The following is a 19,986-nucleotide window of genomic DNA, read 5'->3' as shown; positions in this document are numbered from 1 at the left end:
TTTTTTTGAAAAAGTGATGTAGGGGACAGAAATTGGGCAGTTGCCAGGGGAAAGCAGGATTCCGCCTGGCAGCTGTCTTATTTTTATGAGTCAGGAGTGGCTTTTACAAATTCTGATGGAGGCAGACTTATAAAATGAGATGGTGCTGCAATGCCGCATCATGTAAAAAAGCCGTACATGCATTGATATGATACCATATAATGCATGGCGGCTTTTTTTACAATATATAGCAACGTACTTCAATACTAAAAAATCGGTACAACATTAACAATTTCATTCTCTTCCACATCAAACTGCCATACGGAATGCCCCGGAATCCGGTGCTCTGTCAGGTAGAAATGGCCATCGAAGGAGGTGATATAGTAGGGGGTCCCGCCGCCTATAAAGTTATCATAAATGTCCTCATAACCGCCGGAAGCAAGGGAATGCAGGTCCTTTGTACGGATGAAGGTGGCATAATCCTGATTGAAATCCACATCGGTGGAAATGGTGATATAGTAATAGTCCTCTATTTTGGTCAGCTGGACCATCCCCGCAATTTCCGGGCTTACCGGATATTCCTCCAGGATTTTCAGATCCTTCAGCCGGGCGCGGATGATGGTGGAATTGCCGGAAACAAAATAAATTTCCTTTCCGATGATGGTGAAGGAGCGGACATAGACACCATTTAGTTTTTCTATGGAACGGACTTCCTTCAGGCCCATGCGCGTTGAATTTTTTTCCCGGGAAAAGACATACAGTTCACCGGTCATGGAGCTGAGCGCGTAAAAATAACCGCTTGTTTCATCATAAACGATATAGTGGGGGCGTATGCCAATATCGGAAAAGGTCTGGGTGTGGATAAACCGGCCGTCCTCTTTTTCGAATACCAGAATACGGTTATTTTCCGTATCATCCGTCACATATACCACACCGTCGCTGGCAATGGTGTGCCCGCGGTTGATTTCATCGGTCATAACCTCCCATTCGTTCAGTTCCCTGTCCAGGGAATCGCTGTAAATGATTTCATCGTGATAGCAGTCCACCAGAAAGTAGGTATCCTGCAGCTTAGTAATATAGGTGGGGACGCTCAGGTCAAAGTAGGGATTGACCGGTATGGGGATGTCCTTTTCGTCCTTGGCGGCCTCGCTGAGCTCTGAGAGCTGGAGGAAGGCTTCCTGTGTCCTGTTTCGGAAATAAAGCAGGACTCCGGCAGCTGTTACGATAAATAAGATTATAATACAGACAGGAAGAATATGAGGTTTCTTTTTCTTCATGTAAATTCCAGGCCTTTCATCAGAAGTAATAAGATTAAGTATAGCACAAGATGGACAGAGCGCAAAGAGGAGGGGATTGGATACTTTTGCAGCTTTTTATATACATACTTTATAAAGCAGATTCTTCAGGAACGGGAAGGCGGACAATCGCAATGGTGCCTTCCGGCATATTTTTTTCAAAGGAAAGTCCATAATCAGGCCCATAAAGAAGAGTGAGCCTGGAAGAAACATTATGTATTCCGTAGCCATGGCCGTTTTTTCCTTGAACAGCTCCTGCGTTCAGAATAAACTGAGGGGACTCCTTCATGCCGATCCCGTCGTCAGAGATACAGATCTTAATGGTTTTTCTATTTTCTCTTTCTATTCTTATGGACAGATGGCCTGGTATTTTTTTACTCTCCTGCAGGCCATGTGTGATCGCATTTTCTACCAGCGGTTGAAGTGTGGTTTTGGGAATCAGGTATTCCATTAAGGAGCTGTCAAAATCCTCTTCATAAAGAAATGTATCAGGAAAACGCAGTTTTTGGAGCCGGATATAGGAACGTACATGTTCTGTTTCCTCACGCAGAGGTATAAATTCTTTGCCGTTGCTCAGGCTGAGCCGGTAAAAGGTTGCAAGAGAAGAAACGGCTTCTTCAATTTGGGATAGCATGCCTTCTTCAGCGAACCATTGAATCATATCCAGGGTATTGTACAGGAAATGTGGATTAATTTGTGCCTGCAGTATCTTCAGTTCGGCATTTTTTGTTTCCTGGCCGAGAAGATACTCTTTTTCAATCAGCTCCTGCATGGAATGGATCATGTAATTATAGGTGCTTGTTAATTCTCCTATTTCATCACGGCCCTGAATGATGGAAGATGGCAGCGGAATAAGTTCGCCTTTTTTCACATGCCTCATTCGTGAAGTAAGCCGTATGATTCTTCCTGACATGGTTTTGGATAATATGGTTGACAGAAAGAGGCAGAGAATCAGAAGAATTCCTCCCATAAAAAAAGTAAAGTTACGGTGAAGATAATATTCACTTAATAGACTGTGGGAAGGAAGCATCGTTATCAGTGTCAGAGGGTAGGACTGAAGGGACTGATGGATTACAAAATAATCGGTTCCTCCCAGGCGGAATTTTTTCCAGGAATCCAGCGTATCTGTATCAGGAACAGGTATGGAGCCGGATAACTCCTTATAAAGAGGTTCTCTATCCGCTGAGGATAATGCGATCAGACTGCCGGTTTCTTCGGATACGAGAAAGGTCAGGGCGTTGTCAAAATTATTGGGACTTATGGCCTCATTCAAATAGTCTTTAGAAAAATCCAGCCGTAAAACAGCAAGCGGGGAAGGGTAATAATTTTTATCTGGTATTACACGGGCAATGGACAGAAAAATTTCATCCTCGTGTCCGGAAAGTTCTTTGGAGGAAAGGATATAAAAGGAAGTCCGGTCCCTGTGATATGCAGAGGAAACACGCTGAAACCAGGTCTCCTCTTCAATGGAGGAATAGGTGGAATATCTGGTTGCATTATTGAAATAGGGAAAAGAATCGTCAAAAAAAACACGAATATCACAATCGGTAACTGAATTTCTTATTTGTATGGGAATGCAGGAAAACATGGCGTTTTCAAAATCGGTTCTGTCTTTGCGGATACCGCTGTAATCATAGTCCGGGCCGGGATGAGAGAAAATATCGGTAACCGTTTCCATCATAGAAAAGCTGTATGTCATGTTGTCATATTTCTGGATAATATTTTCCAGGGACAGCGTGATCTTTTCCGAAGTAGCTTCCGCGGAATTCAGCAATTTGCGTTCCAGTATACGCGCGGAATTTGTATACAGCAGCGCTGTGAGCAGCAGAATAGCAAGGACAGAGAGCGTAAGGTGGGATATAAGAAGCTTATATTCCATCTTCAAATCATACAGATAAGCAAATTTCAGTTTATTCAATAATTTCATCACATCATCCTCTTCTATGGAAGATAACCTCTGTATTCAGAAGGAGTCATTCCCGTGCATTTCTTAAACAGCTTTGTAAAGTAGTTTTGATCCGTAAAACCGCAGCAATCGGCAATATCGGATATTTTTCGATCACTTTTCAGAAGAAGGGAGGAGGCCATATCGATCCGGTAGGTTATAATATACTGATTTATTGTGGTTCCGGTTTCCTGTTTGAAAAGCTGGCTGATATAAGACTGTGATAATTTGAGGCTTTCGCTTAAAAACTGAAGTCCCAGCGCCGGGTTGCCGTAATTTTCTTCGATCAGCCTGCGCAGCTTTCCTGATACAGATAGTTCCTCCTGATTCTTCTTAACAAAGTCAAAGTAAGACTGATACAGGTTTACAGCTATGATGTGCAGATCACGGAGGGTTTTAGCTGAAGATATAACATCCCAAAGCTGCTGATTGCTTGCAGATGGAAAAGCAATGCGGTGACTGAGACAATGCTGGAACAGCTGTGAGAGTATTCCGTAATAGTTTTCCCTTACCACGCTGATCAGCCCCGCAGGATGAAGCTGATAGGATTGGTACAGCGATTCAAGAAGCAGAAAGCAGGTGTGTGGGTCATTCTGTTTTACGGAGCTAAGAAGATTCCGGCGAAAATTTTCATCCGGCCTATACTCCGGTGATTCAGGAAAACCGGCAAAAGAGACGGAATTACTGCCGAGGAAAAAATTCTGCTGAAGTCCGATTACAGCAGACTGATAAGATTGGTAGACCTCCTGTATGTTTTCAGCCAGTTGTCCGACGGCTATAAAATAGGACGTATTTTTGAACAGATAAGAGACTCTTTGAAATAATGGCTTAAAAAAACTGGAAGTTAAGGAAGAAACCATCTGTTCCTTATCCGACAGCAGATGGATGACAATTAAGTTGTCATGATGATCTCCTAAAAGATAATGCAGGCCGCTGTGCTCTAACAGTTCGCCTAATTTTTCAAGCAGGCAGGAGGGAATCCCATCTCCGGTCAGAAGCTGTATCAAAATTGTCCGGGAATCTGAGAAGGCCAGAGTAGAAAGCGAGCACTCTTCCAGGAGACAGGACAGCTGGCCTGCATCCGGTTTTGGAGTGCAAAGCAGCCGGGCCAGCCGGACCTCCTTTATTTTGGCGGCAAAGGAGGTGTTGCGAAGGTTATTACAGTAAGAGACTGCTTCCTTGACGGCAGAAATTACCTGTTCAGGCAAAACCGGTTTATCGATATACTGTAGAGCATGCAGAGATATTGCAGAGCGCAGGTATTCCTTATCCGAATAACCGCTCAAAAAGAGAATAACACAGTCCGGATACAGTTCTCTTATTTTGGCAGCCATTTCAATTCCATCCATCCTTGGCATACGGATATCTGAGATAATTATGTCTATCGGTTCGTTAACAGCCAATTCATATCCCTGCTCTCCGTCTCCCGCTTCCAGAAGCCGGTCAATTCCCAGGGCCTTCCAGTCAATTTTCTGCATCAGCTTTTTTCTTACATGAAATTCATCGTCCACCAATAAAAGATTCATAAATAAATCCTCATCTGCATCAGCTTATGTTTCTGGTTTTACTATACTCTGATTGTAGCATAAGAAAATAAGGGTTTCCAGGAACTTGAGGGTAAGTGGAAGAATTTACTAGGAGTCGAAGAATTTACTAATAATTTTGCGAATTCTTCCAGCAGACGGGAGAATTTACTATTGAGGATAAAGGTGGGAAATTCATATAATGACGCTGTAAGCCAAAGCTTTCCGGGCGGCTGTAAACGGGAAAAACCGGGTGCCCGGCAGACATTTCAGAATACAGGAGATAGGTTATGAGAAAAAGAACATTTTGGCAGCAGGTGCAAAAAAACAGAACATTGCTGTATATGCTTCTTCCGGCTTTGCTATATGTGATAATTTTCAGCTATATTCCAATGTTCGGGATAACGATTGCTTTTAAGAATTATAACTACAATGACGGAATTATGGGAAGTCCCTGGTGTGGACTGCAGAATTTTGAATATCTGAAAATTTCTGGAAAGCTTTGGGCTTTGACAAGAAATACATTGCTGTACAATCTGGCTTTTATTGTATTTGGCGTTATATTCGAGGTCGGCTTTGCCATTATGCTTAGTGAAATTACAAAGAAGACTTTTAAGAAGGTTTCACAGGCATTCATGTTTCTTCCCTACTTTATTTCCTGGGTGGTAGTCTCTACCGTAATGCTTAACATATTCGGACAGAACGGGGTGCTGAGCAATATTCTTACCTATTTTGGAATTGAAGATTTCAGTATTTACCAACAGGTGAAGCAGTGGCCTGTCGTTATGGTTGGCATCCGATTATGGAAGCAGACGGGCTACGGAACGGTAGTCTATCTGGCGGCTATTGCAGGACTGAGCCAGGAAATGTTTGAGGCGGCTTCCATTGATGGAGCAAATATCTGGCAGAAAATAAGATATATAACGATTCCCGGTCTTAAGCCAACTATTTTTATTATGTTTCTGCTGTCTGTAGGAAATATTTTCCGTGGAGACTTCGGTATGTTTTACCAGCTTGTGGGAAATAACCAACTGCTGTTGGAAACATCAGATGTTATTGATACGTTTGTTTACCGTTCTCTGATAACCACACCCAATATAGGAATGTCAGCAGCCGCAGGCTTTTATCAGTCGGTGCTTTGCTTTGTTACCATCGTTTCAGTGAATTGGCTGGTCAGGAAAATTGATCCGGATTATACACTGTTTTAGGAAAATGAGGTACTGAAAAGGAGAGTGTTATGAAAGTAAAAAATGGAAAAGATGAGAAGATTTTTCTTGGCATTGCCTATGTGCTGACGGTGTTGTTTGCTGTAATATGCCTGCTGCCGTTTTACCTGATCTTGGTCGGTTCCTTTACAAAAGAAAGTACGATATTGACAGAAGGCTACAGCTTTTTTCTGACGGCCCGGAATTTTTCCTTGGAGGCCTATAAAATGGCTTTCAAGAGCCCGGATACTATAGTACGGGCTTACGGCATAACCATATTTGTTACCGCAGTGGGAACAATTACTGCAGTTGGATTGTCTGCGATGACGGGATATGTACTGGCGAGACCTGATTTTCCCTGGAGAAATAAGATTTCCTTCTTTTTCTTCTTTACAACTTTATTCAGCGGGGGGCTTGTACCCTGGTATTTGATGTGTTCCAAGTTTTTTAAATTTAATAACCATGTGTATTCATTAATTCTGCCCTGCCTGTTTTCCGTGTGGAACATGATAATTGCAAAAAGCTTCATGAAGGGGATACCATTTGAATTGACTGAAGCTGCAAAGGTGGATGGGGCAGGGGATTTCCGTATCTTCTGGAAGATTATACTGCCTGCGGCAAAACCGCTGATTGCTACGATTGGGCTGTTTACCGCCCTTACCTATTGGAATGACTGGTATAACTGTATGCTGTTTATGAGTACGGGGGGAACATGGAATCTCCAGTATACGCTTCAGAATATTTTGAACAGCTCTGAGGCGCTCAAAAGAATTGCCTCCATGACAGGAATGCAGGTAGGGCAGGTGCCTACGGAAGGACTGAAGCTGTCTATGACCGTGATTGCCACGGGACCGATTATATTACTGTATCCATTCCTTCAAAAATATTTTGTAAAAGGAATGACGATAGGTGCAGTGAAAGGCTGATTATAGAGGAAATAAAGGAAAACTTTATTTATAAAATTTAAGGAGGGTTATCATGAAAAACAAATGGATGAAAAAGCTGTCAGCATTTATGGCCGTTGTTATGGCGGCGGGACTGTGCGCCTGTTCAGGGGCAAAAGATGCCGGCCAGGGGGAATCCAACGCGGCTCCCGCTGAAGAAACTGCACAGGCACAGACGGAGGAAGCCATTTCCCAGGACAGTCCCTATTATGGGAAAGGATATGATTTGGCGGAAACGGAAACCATTGTCCTGTATGTTCTTGGAGATGAACCAAAGGATATGGGAAAGGTACTGGAGGAAGTGAACCAGAAATACCTGCTCCCCAATCTGAATTCTACGCTGGATATTAAATTCCTGAACTGGAGCGACTATCAGACAAAATATTCGCTGGTGCTGGCAGGTGGTGAAAATGTGGATTTAATTTATACTGCTTCCTGGTGTTATTATAATGAAGAAGCTGCCAAAGGCGCATTTAAAGAAATGGATATGGATTTTATACAGAAATATCTTCCTTATACCTATGAGCAGCAGCCGGAGGTAAGCTGGGAACAGGCCAAAATTGGAGAGAAGCTATATGCGGTACCGAAAGGAAATGCATCCTTCAGTAATTATGATTTTATTGTGGCAAGACAGGATTTAATTGATAAATACCAGCTGACCAAACCCGAAGACTGGGATAGCTTTAAAGAGTTCCTGAAAGAACTGGCTGCAGTTCAAAACGAGACAGGTGTGGTTGCGCTGAATACTAATGCGAACAGAAACCAGACGCTGGAGCCTTATTTACAGGCAAATGGATATGATTATTTCACAGAAGGCTTTGACTATTTTTATAATGCAGGCGGGAAAGCAGAGCTGCCGGGCTGGGATTCGGTAATCTACCTTTATACGTCAGATCTGTATTTAGAGTATGCAAAGGAAATGGCTGAACTGGCAGCAGCAGGAGTGTGGTCAAAGGATGCTATCAATGATACCAATGATGCAACCGCATATTTTGAAAACGGAACCTCTGGCTGCATTGGTTGGAATTTTTCAGCAATTGATGCTGGAGAAAAACTGGAAAAGGCGGGCTTGGGTACCTTTGGTGTATACGATGTGTCCCCTGACATTCATATGGCAAGAAGCCGGTACAATGGAGATATGATTGCTGTCGCTACAAATTCCAAAAATCCGGAGAGAGCGGCTCTGGTACTTGACTATATGAAGAGTGATGTGGATCTTAACCGCACGCTTCTGGGCGGAATTCAAGGGGAACACTGGGACTTGAATGAAGAAGGCCAGAGAATGGTGCTGGATGCGGCAGAAAATTACAGCTGGAACAGCTGGGCATGGGCGTTAAACCGTGCGGACGAGCCTGTGATGGCCGGGACAGATGAAAGAGAGCTGGCAATCAGCGACAGTATTAATTCCAGGGAGCTGTTTGCGGAGGTGGCGGGCTTTACCTTCGACTCATCTTCCATAGCTACGGAGCTTTCCGTTGTGAATTCCATTGTTGATGAGTATGAGTACAGCTTCTCTCTTGGAATTTATGGGGACAATACAGAAGCTAAATTTAATGAGTTCAAAGGAAAACTGGAAGCGGCTGGTTTGGATAAGGTAACGGAAGCCATGAAGACACAATACGAGGCTTTTGCGGCAAAGAATTCGTAAAAGAAAGGGTACCGGATGGTAGGAGATTACCGGAGGGTGCCCTTTTTCTATAAACAGAATAAAAGATGGGAGCAGAAAAATGAACGATTCCAAGGATATTATTTCATATAGTAAAGAGGCGCTGCTCAGAAATGGAGTGCCTTGGTTTCCTGTCATGGGAGAATTTCATTATTCCCGATATCCGGCGGGTATGTGGGAGGAAGAACTTTGTAAAATGAAGGCGGGAGGTATAGATATCGTTTCCTCGTACATCTTCTGGATTCATCATGAGGAGGAAGAAGGAAAATATGATTTTTCGGGAAACAGGGATTTGAGAGGTTTCCTTCACGCTGCCAAGTCAGCGGGACTTCTGGCTTTTTTGAGGATAGGGCCATGGTGTCATGGAGAGGTTCGAAACGGAGGGCTTCCGGATTGGGTAATGCATAAGGGATATGAAGTAAGAAGCAATGATACGGCCTATCTGCAGGATGTGAAGGCTTATTTTTCCAAGCTGGGAGAAACGATACGGGGACTGACATGGGAAGACGGGGGCCCGGTGCTGGGAATTCAGATAGAAAATGAATATGGCTGCTGCGGGGGGCTGACGGGAGAGGAGGGAGAAAAGCATATGCGTTATTTAACGGATATGGCGGTGAATGCCGGTCTGAATGCCCCTCTTATGACTGCGACTGCCTGGGGAGGCGCCTGTACCGGCGGACTTCTCCCTGTGATGGGCGGATATTGTGACGCCCCATGGGCTCGGGAAATAGAAAAACTGCCGCCGAATGTAAATTATGTATTTACACCGGAGAGAAACGATGCCAATATCGGAAGTGATTTTGGAAAGAAGGAGACCGCTGGAAAAAAGGAGGAGTTCCCTTACCTGATGGCTGAACTGGGCGGCGGACTTCAGCCCACAAAACACAGAAGGCCGGTTGCATATGCTGCGGCTATCGGAGCAATGTCTCTGGTGAAGCTGGGGTGCGGAGCTAATCTGCTGGGGTACTACATGTATCACGGAGGTTCGAATCCGGAGGGAAGAAATACGACCTTGCAGGAAACGAAGAAAACGGGATCATGGAACGAACTGCCGGCATATAATTATGATTTTCAAGCACCTGTCGGCGAATATGGGCAGGTACGTGAAAGCTGCCGGGAGATAAAGCTTCTGAGCATGTTCCTCCATGATTTTGGTTCCGGATTGTGTACTATGAAGCCGGAATTCCCCAGCCCTGTTATGGATAATGCGGGGAATCTGGAGACACTTAGGACTTGTGTGCGTCATAACGGAGAAAGAGGGTATCTTTTTGTAAATAATTATCAGCGTCTGTATCCTATGAAAGAGCATAGGAATGCAGTGCTGCATGTTAAAACCAGTACGAATGAGCTTTATTATCCCGCCAGAGATATCAGGAACGGAGACTACTTTTTTTACCCTTTTAATATGCCAATTGGTGAGAGTGCAGAAATTGTGACAGCTCTGGCTACTCCGCTTTGCATATTGCACAGGAGGAATGAAAAAATTTATGTTTTTTATTCTGATACAGAGCCAATGTACCGGATAAAAGGAGATCTGGGAAGAAATAAAATTGTGACTCTGTCCAGGCGGGAGGCGTTGGATGCGTGGAAGGTAGAAATTAACGGAGAAGAATATCTTTTGATTACCGGTGGGGAAATAAGAGAGCAGAAGGGACAAATTATTCTTCGCGGAATCGTCGATGAAGAAAATAGAAAAACAGAATTTGCTTCCTATCCGGCTCTGCCGGAAAGCCCGGCAGGATTTAAAAAAATAAGAGAAGAAAAGCTGGCTTTTTATGAAAGAAAAGAAAAAAAAGAAAGGACAAAGGTTTTCTGGAAGCAGGGTAGGCTTGAGAAAGGGTTTCGTGAATATGAGCTTTCCGTGGAGTATCCGCAAGAGAGCATGCAGGAGTGTTATCTTATGGTGGATTATGAGGGAGATAGCGCTGAGTTGAGGATTGGGGATAACGTATATGCAGATCATTTTTACACGGGGCAGGTATGGGAAATTGGGATGAAACGGTATCATTTTCCGGTTTCTGCCAAGCTTAGAATCCATCCGCTTAAGGAAAGCGCACCGGTGTATCTGGAAAGACAGCCGGTTATGGAAAACGGCAGGGCACAGCGGTTGAAAAATATAGCGGTCAAAGAGGCCTGCGTATATGTGCTTTGGGAAAGAAAGGAGGAAAGCCATTTCCTGGCACCGTTCCAGGGGCAGGAAATGACAGACATTGCCCTGCATTTTAAGTGGACTAAGAAGGCGGGGAGCGAAGCGGTAGAATATGTGCTGGAGCTGGCGGATAATCAGGAATTTGTCAATGCCCAGGAGATGGAAGCAACTATTCTTTCCGATTCCGAGGTGGGATATTATTTCCCAAAAACAGAGGAACTGCCGTATTATGAAGGTATTTGGCATGCCAGAGTAAGGGAAAAAAACGGAGGCAGTTGGTCACGGCCGGTAAGTTTTTATATAAATAAAAAGCACGGGAAAAAACCGGTGAAACGGAGAATCAACAGGGAAAATCCGTGGTTTACTATTTTTGATTACAGTGAACATGACCCCGCTGAGGTATGGATGCTGCTTCCGGAAGAACTCAAACCATATACAGGAATGGGCCTGATCGCGTCTTATAAAGCCAGGGCGGATAGAGTGATTGATTATATGCTGGATGAGGATGCAAAGGGATATTTATGGCATCTTGGGGCGCTGGGACCGCATGAGACACAATTCGGGAAGTATACAATCACGAGCCTGTCCGAAATTGAATATGTGATACAGCATAGCCGCAATCTGGTGAGTATAGGTTTTGTAGAGCAATACTTGGGCACGAAGGAAGAGGGGTATTGGAGAAACGAGTATTTCTTCCGTCTGCTTGCTTTATGTGCAAAATACGGAATTGTATTTATTTATTCGGATGGAAATCGAAATAATCTGGAGCTTGCGGCTATGATAAAAAGACCGTTTTTTATGAATAAAATGAGGGAGTATGCAGATTATTTTATTTTTTCCTACAAACAGAATCACGCACATGCAGCATATTCCTGCTTTGGAGCTCTGTTGGGGGCATGGATAGACGGAGCTTGCAGTCAGATTGGGGTACAGCCGGAGAACTGGTATTGGAATGATGCCGGATTCAGGGATAAACCGGGTGAATGTTATGGATATCTGCAGGGAAATGAGCAGCAGATAACAGCTTGTATGACGGTGGAAATGCTTCTGACCGGGTTGTCGCTGGGGGCGGTGAATTATTCCTGTGAAGGGGAAAGCTGGCTGATAGAGCGTGGGCCTCAGGATAAACTTATCTGGTCAGCCCAGGGACTTGCCGTGATTTCTTTTTTCAGGGCAGTTATTCTGTACAAGCTGATTCCTGATAAAACGGAGATTCAGAAGAAGATACGTACAGCGGTGGACTATGAAGGTTTTATGCCGGAAGCTTTAGGGGACGCATGGACGGGAGGAATTCTGCGGGAAGCATTTATGCCGGGATATCGAATCCAGAATCAATTTGAACTGTTCCCCAAGGAATCAAGGTTTTACTATTTGCCTCTTGTTACGGATCGACAGCAGGCCTTTGCAGGAATGGCAAAGCTCTATGCGGGCTCTGTCAGCAGCATGGAAGCATATGAAGCGCTTTGCCGGCATTATCCGTCAGAAGCAGAGGGAAATGCATATTATGCGGTGTTTCAGGAACTCATGGTAATTATGCATTCCCAGGAAAATGAAGAGGAGGCGCAGTGGTTTTCCATACCGGGGAAGGATGGTTTCCTTCTGCAGATACGCGGCGCTTTATCGCTTTGGCAGTATATAATTGTTAGAAGCCATAAGACGGGATGCTATATTCATGTAAATAGCGAAAGAGGAAAAAATATCAGGTTCAGCCTCAGATTGGCCAGCAGGCCGGTCTGGTCGTCAAATTCAGAGAATATAAGCTTGGTATGGAAGGATGGCTGGCTGGAGGCAGTGGTGAAAGGGGATGGTCTTCCTGTGGAATTTACGGTCGCGGACATACAGGAAGAAATGGCGGCTCTTGTGCCACAGTGTCATAACAAAGAAGAAAAGAAATTACAGCTGCTGTCAGAATTGCCGTGGACCTATACGGAGACTTCCCAAAACTGTCCGGTACAGAAGAATGCATGCGCAAATACTGCATATGGCAGGCTTCCGCTGGCGGTAGGCCATCTGCGTTACCGCTATGGACTGAGCATGGGAAATCATACCAGAATTGTATGGAAGCTTAATGGAAAATATCGGCGCCTGTCGTTTGGGTATGGATTTGATATAGATGCCTGGATGCCGAAGATATTGGACAGGGACAATATCCTCTGGGACAGGGCAGAGAAAACAATATGCATGAGATTGCAGCTGATAGGGGACGGAAGGAAGCTTTTTTCTTCTCCCAGACTGACAGGTACCGGAGGTACCTATATAGGGGAAGCGGATTTAACAGACGTAAACAGGCTGGAACTCATTGTGGACGGAGAGGTATTTTCGGAAGATCCGGGCGCTGGGGTATATCTGGATTTTTTGAATCCGGTGCTTGCTTAAAAGAGGATTTCTGCGCAGACAGATAAAGAATGAGAAGAAAGAAATAGCCGCATTAAAGTGGCAGAAAAGGCCGAATTATGATAGAATATTTTTAACAAAAGAAATTACATAGGAGAAAGGAAAACTTGGCAATGAAAAACTTTTTAAAGGAATTCGAGAAATTTATCATGCGCGGCAATGTCATTGACATGGCGGTAGGCGTTATTGTCGGCGCAGCGTTCCAGGGCATTGTGAACAGCCTGGTAAATGATGTGATTTCGCCGCTGCTGGGACTGATTGCCAACACGGATCTGAGTTATCTGGTGCTTACGGTGCGGGGCGTGGACATTAAGTACGGTTCCTTCCTGACGGCGGTTATTAATTTCCTGATCATGGCCTTTGTCATTTTCCTGCTGGTGAAGTTCATCAATAAAATTGCTGAGCTGGGGAACCGGAAGGACAAGGAGAAAACGCCTGAGGAACCGGCAAAACCGGCTACGAAAATCTGTCCTTACTGCAAGAGTGAAATCCCTGCGGACGCGGTAAAATGCTGTCACTGTACCTCTGATTTGGCGGAAAAAATATCGGAGACTGTCTGAAAAAATGTTGCAACAGCTGAGAACGGTAATGGTTATACGGACTGTTACCGGTTAACCGGGCTGCTGCGATCTGTTCCCATAAGCAGCAAGACGGGCGGACTGTGCGTGAACTGCGGTCCGACTGCACATCAGCCATCCGGCAGGAAAGGCCGGACAGGAAAAGGAGGGACTTGTTTATGCAGAAAAAAGTAACGGTTACCATCGGTCGTGAATATGGAAGCGGCGGACGTGAGGTCGGGGAAAAACTGGCCGAAAGGCTTGGCTTCACCTTCCTGGACAAGAACATCCTGAATGAGATTTCAGGAAAAAGCGGCATCAGTGTGGAAGAACTGATGGAAAATGATGAGAAGCCTTCCAGCCCGTTCCGGGAATCCTTTATCCCTTATGATTTTGATGCGGATACCCTGAGCGAGCGCCTGTTTGACATGCAGGCTGATTTAATCCTGAACAAGACAAGGGAGGAATCCTGCGTGGTGGTGGGACGGTGTGCGGATGTGATTCTGGCCTATCAGGACAATGTGGTGAATGTGTTCATCTATGCGGATATGGAAGATAAAATTGATCGGATCATGAAGCTGTATTCCCTGGAGGACAGACAGAAGGCCGCTAAGCTGATTAAGAAAACGGAGAAAATCCGCAGGAATTATTATCAGTACTATACCGATGAAGTCTGGGGAGATAAGAGAAACAAGGCTCTGATGATCAATACCTCTGCCGCCGGTGTGGACGGCGCGGTGGATTTGATTGAGGCGTATCTGAAAATGAAGGGGTATGTGGAATAGCCGCTGTTTTTCAGAGAGTGTAGGAAAACAGAGACAGCCTGATGTCGGGTTTGTCTGATTGCAGACAATGGATAATATGCTCTGTTACATAATATTTTTAGAATTAAAAGTACTTTGGTAAAGCAATATGCCTGTTAAGGCACAGGGAAGAAAGACTGCCGCACCAGCCGGGATTAAAATTGGCTGATGCGGCAGTTATTTATTTGGCAGAAAGAATCATTTATGGATATATCTTATTTTTATGGTCCGATTCCCGGAAAATATCTAAAAATTCATTCCTGAAAGTAATTCATCCCCAAAGGCAACTCATCCCCGGAATCATCCCGTCCTTCCGCTATCTCATATGGTAAAGCAGTCTGCGCAGCCGCCCGCAGCCATGCAGATACTGCTTTTCCAGGGAATCAGTGTACTGCTCAAGCCGCAGGATTTTTGCTTCCCCGGCTTCTTCCCCGCCGAAGCGGATGCTCTGGTACAGCGTACAGATATCCGCAAAGGAACCGGCCGCGGTATCCAGCCTTCCGGCGGCGCGTTTCCCATAAGCGGCCAGGGTTTCCCCGGCTTCCAGGCGCAGATCCTGCATTTCGCCCAGCAGCAGGACCTTGCGCATCCGGTTTTCCAGTTTCCCGGCGGCATCCAGACGGCGGTAGGAACGTCGCCTGAGTGCGCTGCGGCAGAAGAGGAACAGCGCAAGAAGCAGGAAAAGAGCTGCGATGAGCAGGACTGCCTCCAGAAAATGAATCAGCAGTCTGCCGCTTTGCTCTGCCAGATAACGGGCCGGAAGGCTGTCCTGCGTCCAGTCATCAGTGACAGCGGTTTCCTCCTCCTGGCTTTCCGGCGCCGGCAATGCCGGTGCGGGAGTGCCGCCCTGCGCGGGTAAGTTCCAGGCAGTGTTTGCAGCCTCGTAATAGCGGGGCGTAGGTTCAAAAGGAACCCAGCCGATGTTGGGGATATAGCCCTCAGCCCAGGCATGGGCGTTATCTGAGGTAATCATTACCTGGTTTCCCTCTGTGCGCCGCGTACCCGTGGTCACGAAGCCCTCCGCATAGCGGGTGGGAATACCGCAGCAGCGTCCCAGGACCGCCATGGCTGTGGCAAAATAAGTACAGTAGCCTGTCTGGCTGTCAAACAGGAAAAAGTCCGTAAAATCCTGTCCTTCCGGGCACTGGGAAGGCGAGGTGGTATAGGCAAGCCGGTTCAGCCAGCCTTCAATGGCCTTCATACGGTCATAATCTGTGGATAACCCTTCCGTAATTTCCTCCGCCAGTGCATAAACTCTTTCCGGGACCGTATCCGGAAGCTCTGTATAATTCTCATAGATATAGCGCTCTCTTTTTTGCTGCTCCTCATCCAGGGCCGGAGGCTGCGCCCAGGCCTCCTGGCGGAGAAGCTTCTGTACCTTTTCACTGCCCCAGTTGATATCCATGCAGAGGAAGGAATAGGTGAAGCCCACGCTTTGCGCCTTTGGCAGGAGGATACTGTCATTACGGGCATCCGGCTCCTGGTTGATAAAAAAGAAGCTGGCTGTAAAAGGCGGATAAAAAACGGTCTGCGTCTTCAGGCCTTCAAACCGCAGGTCAAAACGGCAGGAGCGCATCATTTCCAGCTGCTCCTGGGAGGTATAGATGCTTGCATCGAGAGCATCCGTCAGTTCCTGATAGTTCAGCAGATATTCCTCGCCGGAATAGGTTTTATCCAAAGCCCTCTGTTCCCAGCCGTGTCCATTATAAAAGTCATGGACTGTGCCGGTAAGGTACAGGGGGGATTTGGTCCGGCTTCCCGTGAGGGACAGCTGGCCTGCGGAGGAGGAAAACAGCCCGCCGTTTAAGTGCCCGCTGCCAGTGTAGCCGGTAAAGGAAAGTGCATAGGAATCCTGTCCCCCGGAAAAAAGAGAGCCGATATGTATGATCAGGGCATTTGCCTTATCCTCTGCGGCGGCGGTCAGCTTACGCAGGGTGTCCCAGTGCATGGGCGCTTCCTTTGCCGGCAGCAGTCCGATAATAAGTACGGCGGCCAGAAATACAGGAGTCAGATAAAGCAGGTTCCCGGCGGGAGGCGCCAGAAAGACAGAAAGACTTTTCCGCAGGGAGGGAGACTGATTTTCCATCCCCTGGTTCTGAAAGCAGGCGGCAGTTTCCGAAAGAAAAAGTAGCAGGCAGAATAAAACAGGCAGCACATTCCATTTGGAGAGCGGAATTTCCTGCGCGGCACACAGAAGCAGGATTACAGTCTGGATTAGCAGAAGAAGTCCCTTCAGCCACAGGCGGCTTTCCGACAAATATGACAGAAGCCCGCAGAGCAGTACGGCAGTTCCCAAAATCAGAAGGAAAAAGTAGAGCTGCAGAGCGGTTCTGGCGGAAAGTGCCGGGAGGAGCCGTGCGGAGGAGGCGGATTGGGGCAGGGAAGATAAGTTCCGGGCACAGGCCTGAACCAGGGAAGCTTCTTCCTGTGAAAGTGCAGCGAAGGCATTCCTTTCCCGGAGAAAGAGGAACGCGCCGGCAAGCAGTGCCAATAAAAACAGCCCGCCCCACAGGGGAAGCCGCAGATTTTTTTCCGAGGACCATTTTAAGAGGAACAGGCACAGGGCAGAGACAAGGAGAAGGACGGCCGGGGAGAGGAGTTCCGAGGCCTTTTCTGCCGGAAGCGGGAAAAAGGCAGGCATGCCGAACAGATCCCAAAGGCTTTTCAGGATCATCAGGCTTCCCGCACACAGGCAGGAGGAGGCCATTAAAGCATACAGTTTCCGAAGTTGCAGAGAATCAGGTTTCATAAGGCAAGTTCTCCCACATTGATGAGTAGCGCTTCCGTCCCGGCCTGTTGTTTTTCACTTACGCTGCGGACAAGATCGTCTGTTACCGAGGCGGTTATCAGGATACAGGAGCCGCAGCCGGAGGAGGCCGGAACGCTTTCCCAGACCTGGTTTAGCGGATAGGGTGAGGAAAAGGAAAGTTCGGAGCATTTGTCGTAAAAGGGTTCGAAGCCGGTGCCGGCGTCCACCAGCATTTCCCGCAGCGTATCCTCCATAAAAAATATCCGCACAGGGATATTTTTCAGATAATAATCATGGACGAAGGAAAGGGCGGTTTCTATAATGTTGTCTTCCTTCTGCAGCCTTTTTTCTTCTTCATCCTCTATGGGGGATAAATCCATAAAAATAATGGTCTCAAACAGCTCCTCCGGCATCTGTTTACGCACCAGCAGCTCACCGGCCCGGGCGGAATTTTTCCAGTGGATATATTTTATGGGATCTCCGGGAAGATAGGAACGCAGCTCAAAATCAGGAAGCTCCTGCAGCCGGGATACCGGAAAAAGCGTGTTTTTGGGATCCTGCTCCTGGAGGACCACCCGAAGCTGTTCCATGGGGATGATACGCGGCCTGGCGGTCAGGCGGATCTGGGACATCAGCGGATAGGGAATGGTGAACAGGCCCAGAAAATCCGTGACCTCCACGCTTTTTACGCCCACCGGATAGGTGCCTCTGTATTTACAGTACATTTGTGTGTCCACCCTGATTTCCTCATGGGGCGCAAGGGAGATTACGCCAGGATCAGAGGGCTTCATGCTGACCATGCTGTCGAAAAAGTGAAGCCGAATGTGGGTAAAGGGCAGGATATCCTCGTTGGCCAGCAGCAGGCGGTAGGGGACCTCCTGGGCCTTTACCACAACGCGGGATACCTCCTGGACAATTTTGAACCGGTAAAAAACATAAAGAGAATACAAAAATGCCAGGATGGGAAGCGCAAGTGCAAAATAGAAAAGCAGGTAGGAAATATTCCCGCCCCGCAGGCTCACCAGGGCCGTCGCGCCTGCAAGAAAAAGAAGGTAAAGCAGCCTGCCGGGCCGCCGGATTCTTTTATTTTTTTGTTTCGTTTTTTGTTTTGTTTCCTTTTTCATAGGACAGGCACTTTGGCTGCGCGCATGGCTTCCTGCAGCACATCCTTTTCTTTTTTTCCTTCCAGGCGGGCCTGGGCCGAAAGAATCAGGCGATGGAGCAGCACCGGCTGTGCCAGGGCAGCAACGTCCTCAGGCGTGGTGAAGCTGCGGCCTTCCAGATATGCGCGGCTTCTGGTGGCGCGCACCAGTGCTATGGCGGCCCGGGGGCTGGCGCCGAGGGTGAGATATCTGCTTTTCCGTGTATTGCGGGCGATTTCTACGGCATAATCCATAATGTCATCATGAACCGTGATGTCCTGGATTTCCTTTTTCATTTCAATAATATCTTCTCTTGCCGTTACGGGGGCAAGCTGCTTTACGGCCTCTCCGTTTAAGGCCTTGCGCACGATATCCGCCTCTTCCCGTTCCTTTTCCGGGTATCCCATGGAAACCTTCATCATAAAGCGGTCCAGCTGTGCTTCGGGAAGCCGGTAGGTTCCCAGCTGTTCCACGGGATTCTGCGTGGCGATGACCATAAAGAGCGCAGGCAGGGGCATTGTCCTGCCGTCCACCGTGATCTGGCGTTCCTCCATGGCCTCAAGAAGGCTGGCCTGGGTCTTGGGGGAGGTACGGTTGATTTCATCGGCCAGCAGGATATCGTTCATGACCACGCCCGGAACAAAACGGAATTCCCCGGTCTGCATCTGGTAGATGGACATGCCGGTCACATCCCCCGGCAACGTATCCGGCGTGAACTGGATGCGGGCAAAGCTGCACTGGATGGACTGGGCCAGCGCCTTGCCAAGCGTTGTCTTGCCGACGCCCGGAACGTCCTCAAGAAGAAGATGGCCGTCGGAAAGCAGGGTGATGAGGGCATATTCAATGACCTCCCGTTTCCCTACGATAACGGTCTCCATGTTGGAAATGATTTTCTGTAAGGCTTCTGACTGGGGCATGAGGGAACCTCCTTAATTTCCGCGGGGATTTGGCTTTCGCGGGCATTGGGACGGGTGCGGGCGCTAAGCCTGATAACGGTGCGTTATAGTTGTGGATCTTATTAATTATACCATAGCAGGGTGATGTACGGATGTAAATGGATAAAGAGGGGAAAAGTTGGATAGAATTGGGGCAGTTTTCACAGTCAGGGGAAGGAAAGAAATTTGCTTCGTAAATCGTTTCGGAATATTTTTTCCATTCTGTCAAAAGCAGGCGGCTGGAATATTAATACAGACAGAATTCAAACCGGAGCACGCCGGCCATTGGCCCAATAGCAGCATGCATGCGTTCATCACCGTTCATTAACCGGCCGGGACAGAATACATCGTCTATAAATTCTCCCTCCTCCAGACGTACAAGACTGACTTTCTTTCCGCTTCCTTTTTTCACAAGAAGCTCAAGCTTAAACTGGCAGCCCACCGCATAGAAGCCGTGACGTCCGTTTTCAATTAAAAAGCTGGCGCTGCCAGGCTGATCAGGGCGGGCCAGACCTGCTCCTCCATGTAAACAGGAGATGAGCAGTTGGAATTATGCAGCTCGCCTCCCAGATTTAAAAAGGGATGATCGTGTACGTAAATTGTAGGGATGCCGTAGGAATTGGGCGCTATATTAGGTATCATCAGTAGTAAAATTCCTCCTTTCTTTTTCATAGTCTCTCGGAATCTCTAAGCCAGTAAA

General features: G+C 47.0%; 14 protein-coding genes. 6 read left to right on the top strand and 8 right to left on the bottom strand.

The features are described from left to right. Positions 1-245 precede the first annotated feature (245 nt). The 3 genes from HMPREF1548_RS03170 to HMPREF1548_RS03160 form a co-directional block, all read right to left on the bottom strand. The gene (locus HMPREF1548_RS03170) at positions 246-1,256 is read right to left on the bottom strand and encodes an NHL repeat-containing protein (protein WP_021634289.1); all 1,011 of its coding nucleotides are present in this window, start codon (positions 1,254-1,256) and stop codon (positions 246-248) included. Between the two features lie 109 nt (positions 1,257-1,365). Then, positions 1,366-3,201: a sensor histidine kinase gene (locus tag HMPREF1548_RS03165; protein ID WP_021634288.1), complete on the bottom strand. Its 1,836-nt coding sequence runs from the start codon at positions 3,199-3,201 to the stop codon at positions 1,366-1,368. Between the two features lie 14 nt (positions 3,202-3,215). Beyond that, a complete protein-coding gene (locus HMPREF1548_RS03160) occupies positions 3,216-4,745 on the bottom strand; it encodes a helix-turn-helix domain-containing protein (RefSeq protein WP_021634287.1) in 1,530 nt (509 codons plus the stop codon). Positions 4,746-5,032: 287 nt separating this feature from the next. Here HMPREF1548_RS03160 and HMPREF1548_RS03155 point away from each other — a divergent pair, with 287 nt between their 5' ends. The 6 genes from HMPREF1548_RS03155 to HMPREF1548_RS03130 all read left to right on the top strand — a co-directional run bounded on the left by HMPREF1548_RS03155 (position 5,033) and on the right by HMPREF1548_RS03130 (position 14,442). Further along, positions 5,033-5,950 carry an ABC transporter permease gene (locus tag HMPREF1548_RS03155; RefSeq protein ID WP_021634286.1) on the top strand — a complete coding sequence of 306 codons (918 nt, stop codon included), beginning with the start codon at positions 5,033-5,035 and terminating at the stop codon, positions 5,948-5,950. A 29-nt stretch (positions 5,951-5,979) separates the two neighbouring features. Beyond that, positions 5,980-6,873: a carbohydrate ABC transporter permease gene (locus HMPREF1548_RS03150; protein ID WP_021634285.1), complete on the top strand. Its 894-nt coding sequence runs from the start codon at positions 5,980-5,982 to the stop codon at positions 6,871-6,873. Positions 6,874-6,925: 52 nt separating this feature from the next. Then, positions 6,926-8,539 carry an ABC transporter substrate-binding protein gene (locus tag HMPREF1548_RS03145; RefSeq protein ID WP_021634284.1) on the top strand — a complete coding sequence of 538 codons (1,614 nt, stop codon included), beginning with the start codon at positions 6,926-6,928 and terminating at the stop codon, positions 8,537-8,539. Between the two features lie 79 nt (positions 8,540-8,618). Further along, entirely contained in the window at positions 8,619-13,082 is a 4,464-nt protein-coding gene (locus HMPREF1548_RS28780) for a beta-galactosidase (RefSeq protein ID WP_021634283.1), read from the top strand. Between the two features lie 131 nt (positions 13,083-13,213). Further along, the gene (mscL, locus tag HMPREF1548_RS03135) at positions 13,214-13,660 is read left to right on the top strand and encodes a large conductance mechanosensitive channel protein MscL (RefSeq protein ID WP_021634281.1); all 447 of its coding nucleotides are present in this window, start codon (positions 13,214-13,216) and stop codon (positions 13,658-13,660) included. 176 nt (positions 13,661-13,836) lie between these two features. Beyond that, positions 13,837-14,442, top strand: a complete 606-nt coding sequence (locus HMPREF1548_RS03130; RefSeq protein ID WP_021634280.1) for a cytidylate kinase-like family protein — start codon at positions 13,837-13,839, stop codon at positions 14,440-14,442. 334 nt (positions 14,443-14,776) lie between these two features. Here the strand turns inward: HMPREF1548_RS03130 and HMPREF1548_RS03125 are convergent, their stop codons facing one another. From HMPREF1548_RS03125 to HMPREF1548_RS29330, 5 genes are all read right to left on the bottom strand, one after another. Beyond that, positions 14,777-17,209: a DUF4129 domain-containing transglutaminase family protein gene (locus tag HMPREF1548_RS03125; protein ID WP_021634278.1), complete on the bottom strand. Its 2,433-nt coding sequence runs from the start codon at positions 17,207-17,209 to the stop codon at positions 14,777-14,779. Beyond that, entirely contained in the window at positions 17,206-18,333 is a 1,128-nt protein-coding gene (locus HMPREF1548_RS03120) for a DUF58 domain-containing protein (RefSeq protein WP_021634277.1), read from the bottom strand. The genes HMPREF1548_RS03125 and HMPREF1548_RS03120 overlap by 4 nt, the downstream gene beginning before the upstream one ends. After that, a complete protein-coding gene (locus HMPREF1548_RS03115; RefSeq protein ID WP_021634276.1) occupies positions 18,330-19,268 on the bottom strand; it encodes an AAA family ATPase in 939 nt (312 codons plus the stop codon). The genes HMPREF1548_RS03120 and HMPREF1548_RS03115 overlap by 4 nt, the downstream gene beginning before the upstream one ends. Positions 19,269-19,533: 265 nt before the next feature. Further along, positions 19,534-19,728, bottom strand: coding sequence for a DUF5597 domain-containing protein (locus HMPREF1548_RS29810; protein ID WP_021634275.1), 195 nt, complete (start codon positions 19,726-19,728; stop codon positions 19,534-19,536). Positions 19,729-19,757: 29 nt separating this feature from the next. Next, a complete protein-coding gene (locus HMPREF1548_RS29330) occupies positions 19,758-19,928 on the bottom strand; it encodes a hypothetical protein (RefSeq protein ID WP_157065624.1) in 171 nt (56 codons plus the stop codon). Positions 19,929-19,986 lie beyond the last annotated feature (58 nt).

This window comes from Clostridium sp. KLE 1755, from assembly GCF_000466465.2.
In the GTDB taxonomy this organism is placed as follows: domain Bacteria; phylum Bacillota; class Clostridia; order Lachnospirales; family Lachnospiraceae; genus Eisenbergiella; species Eisenbergiella porci.
This window is presented reverse-complemented; position numbering and strand designations above follow the sequence as displayed.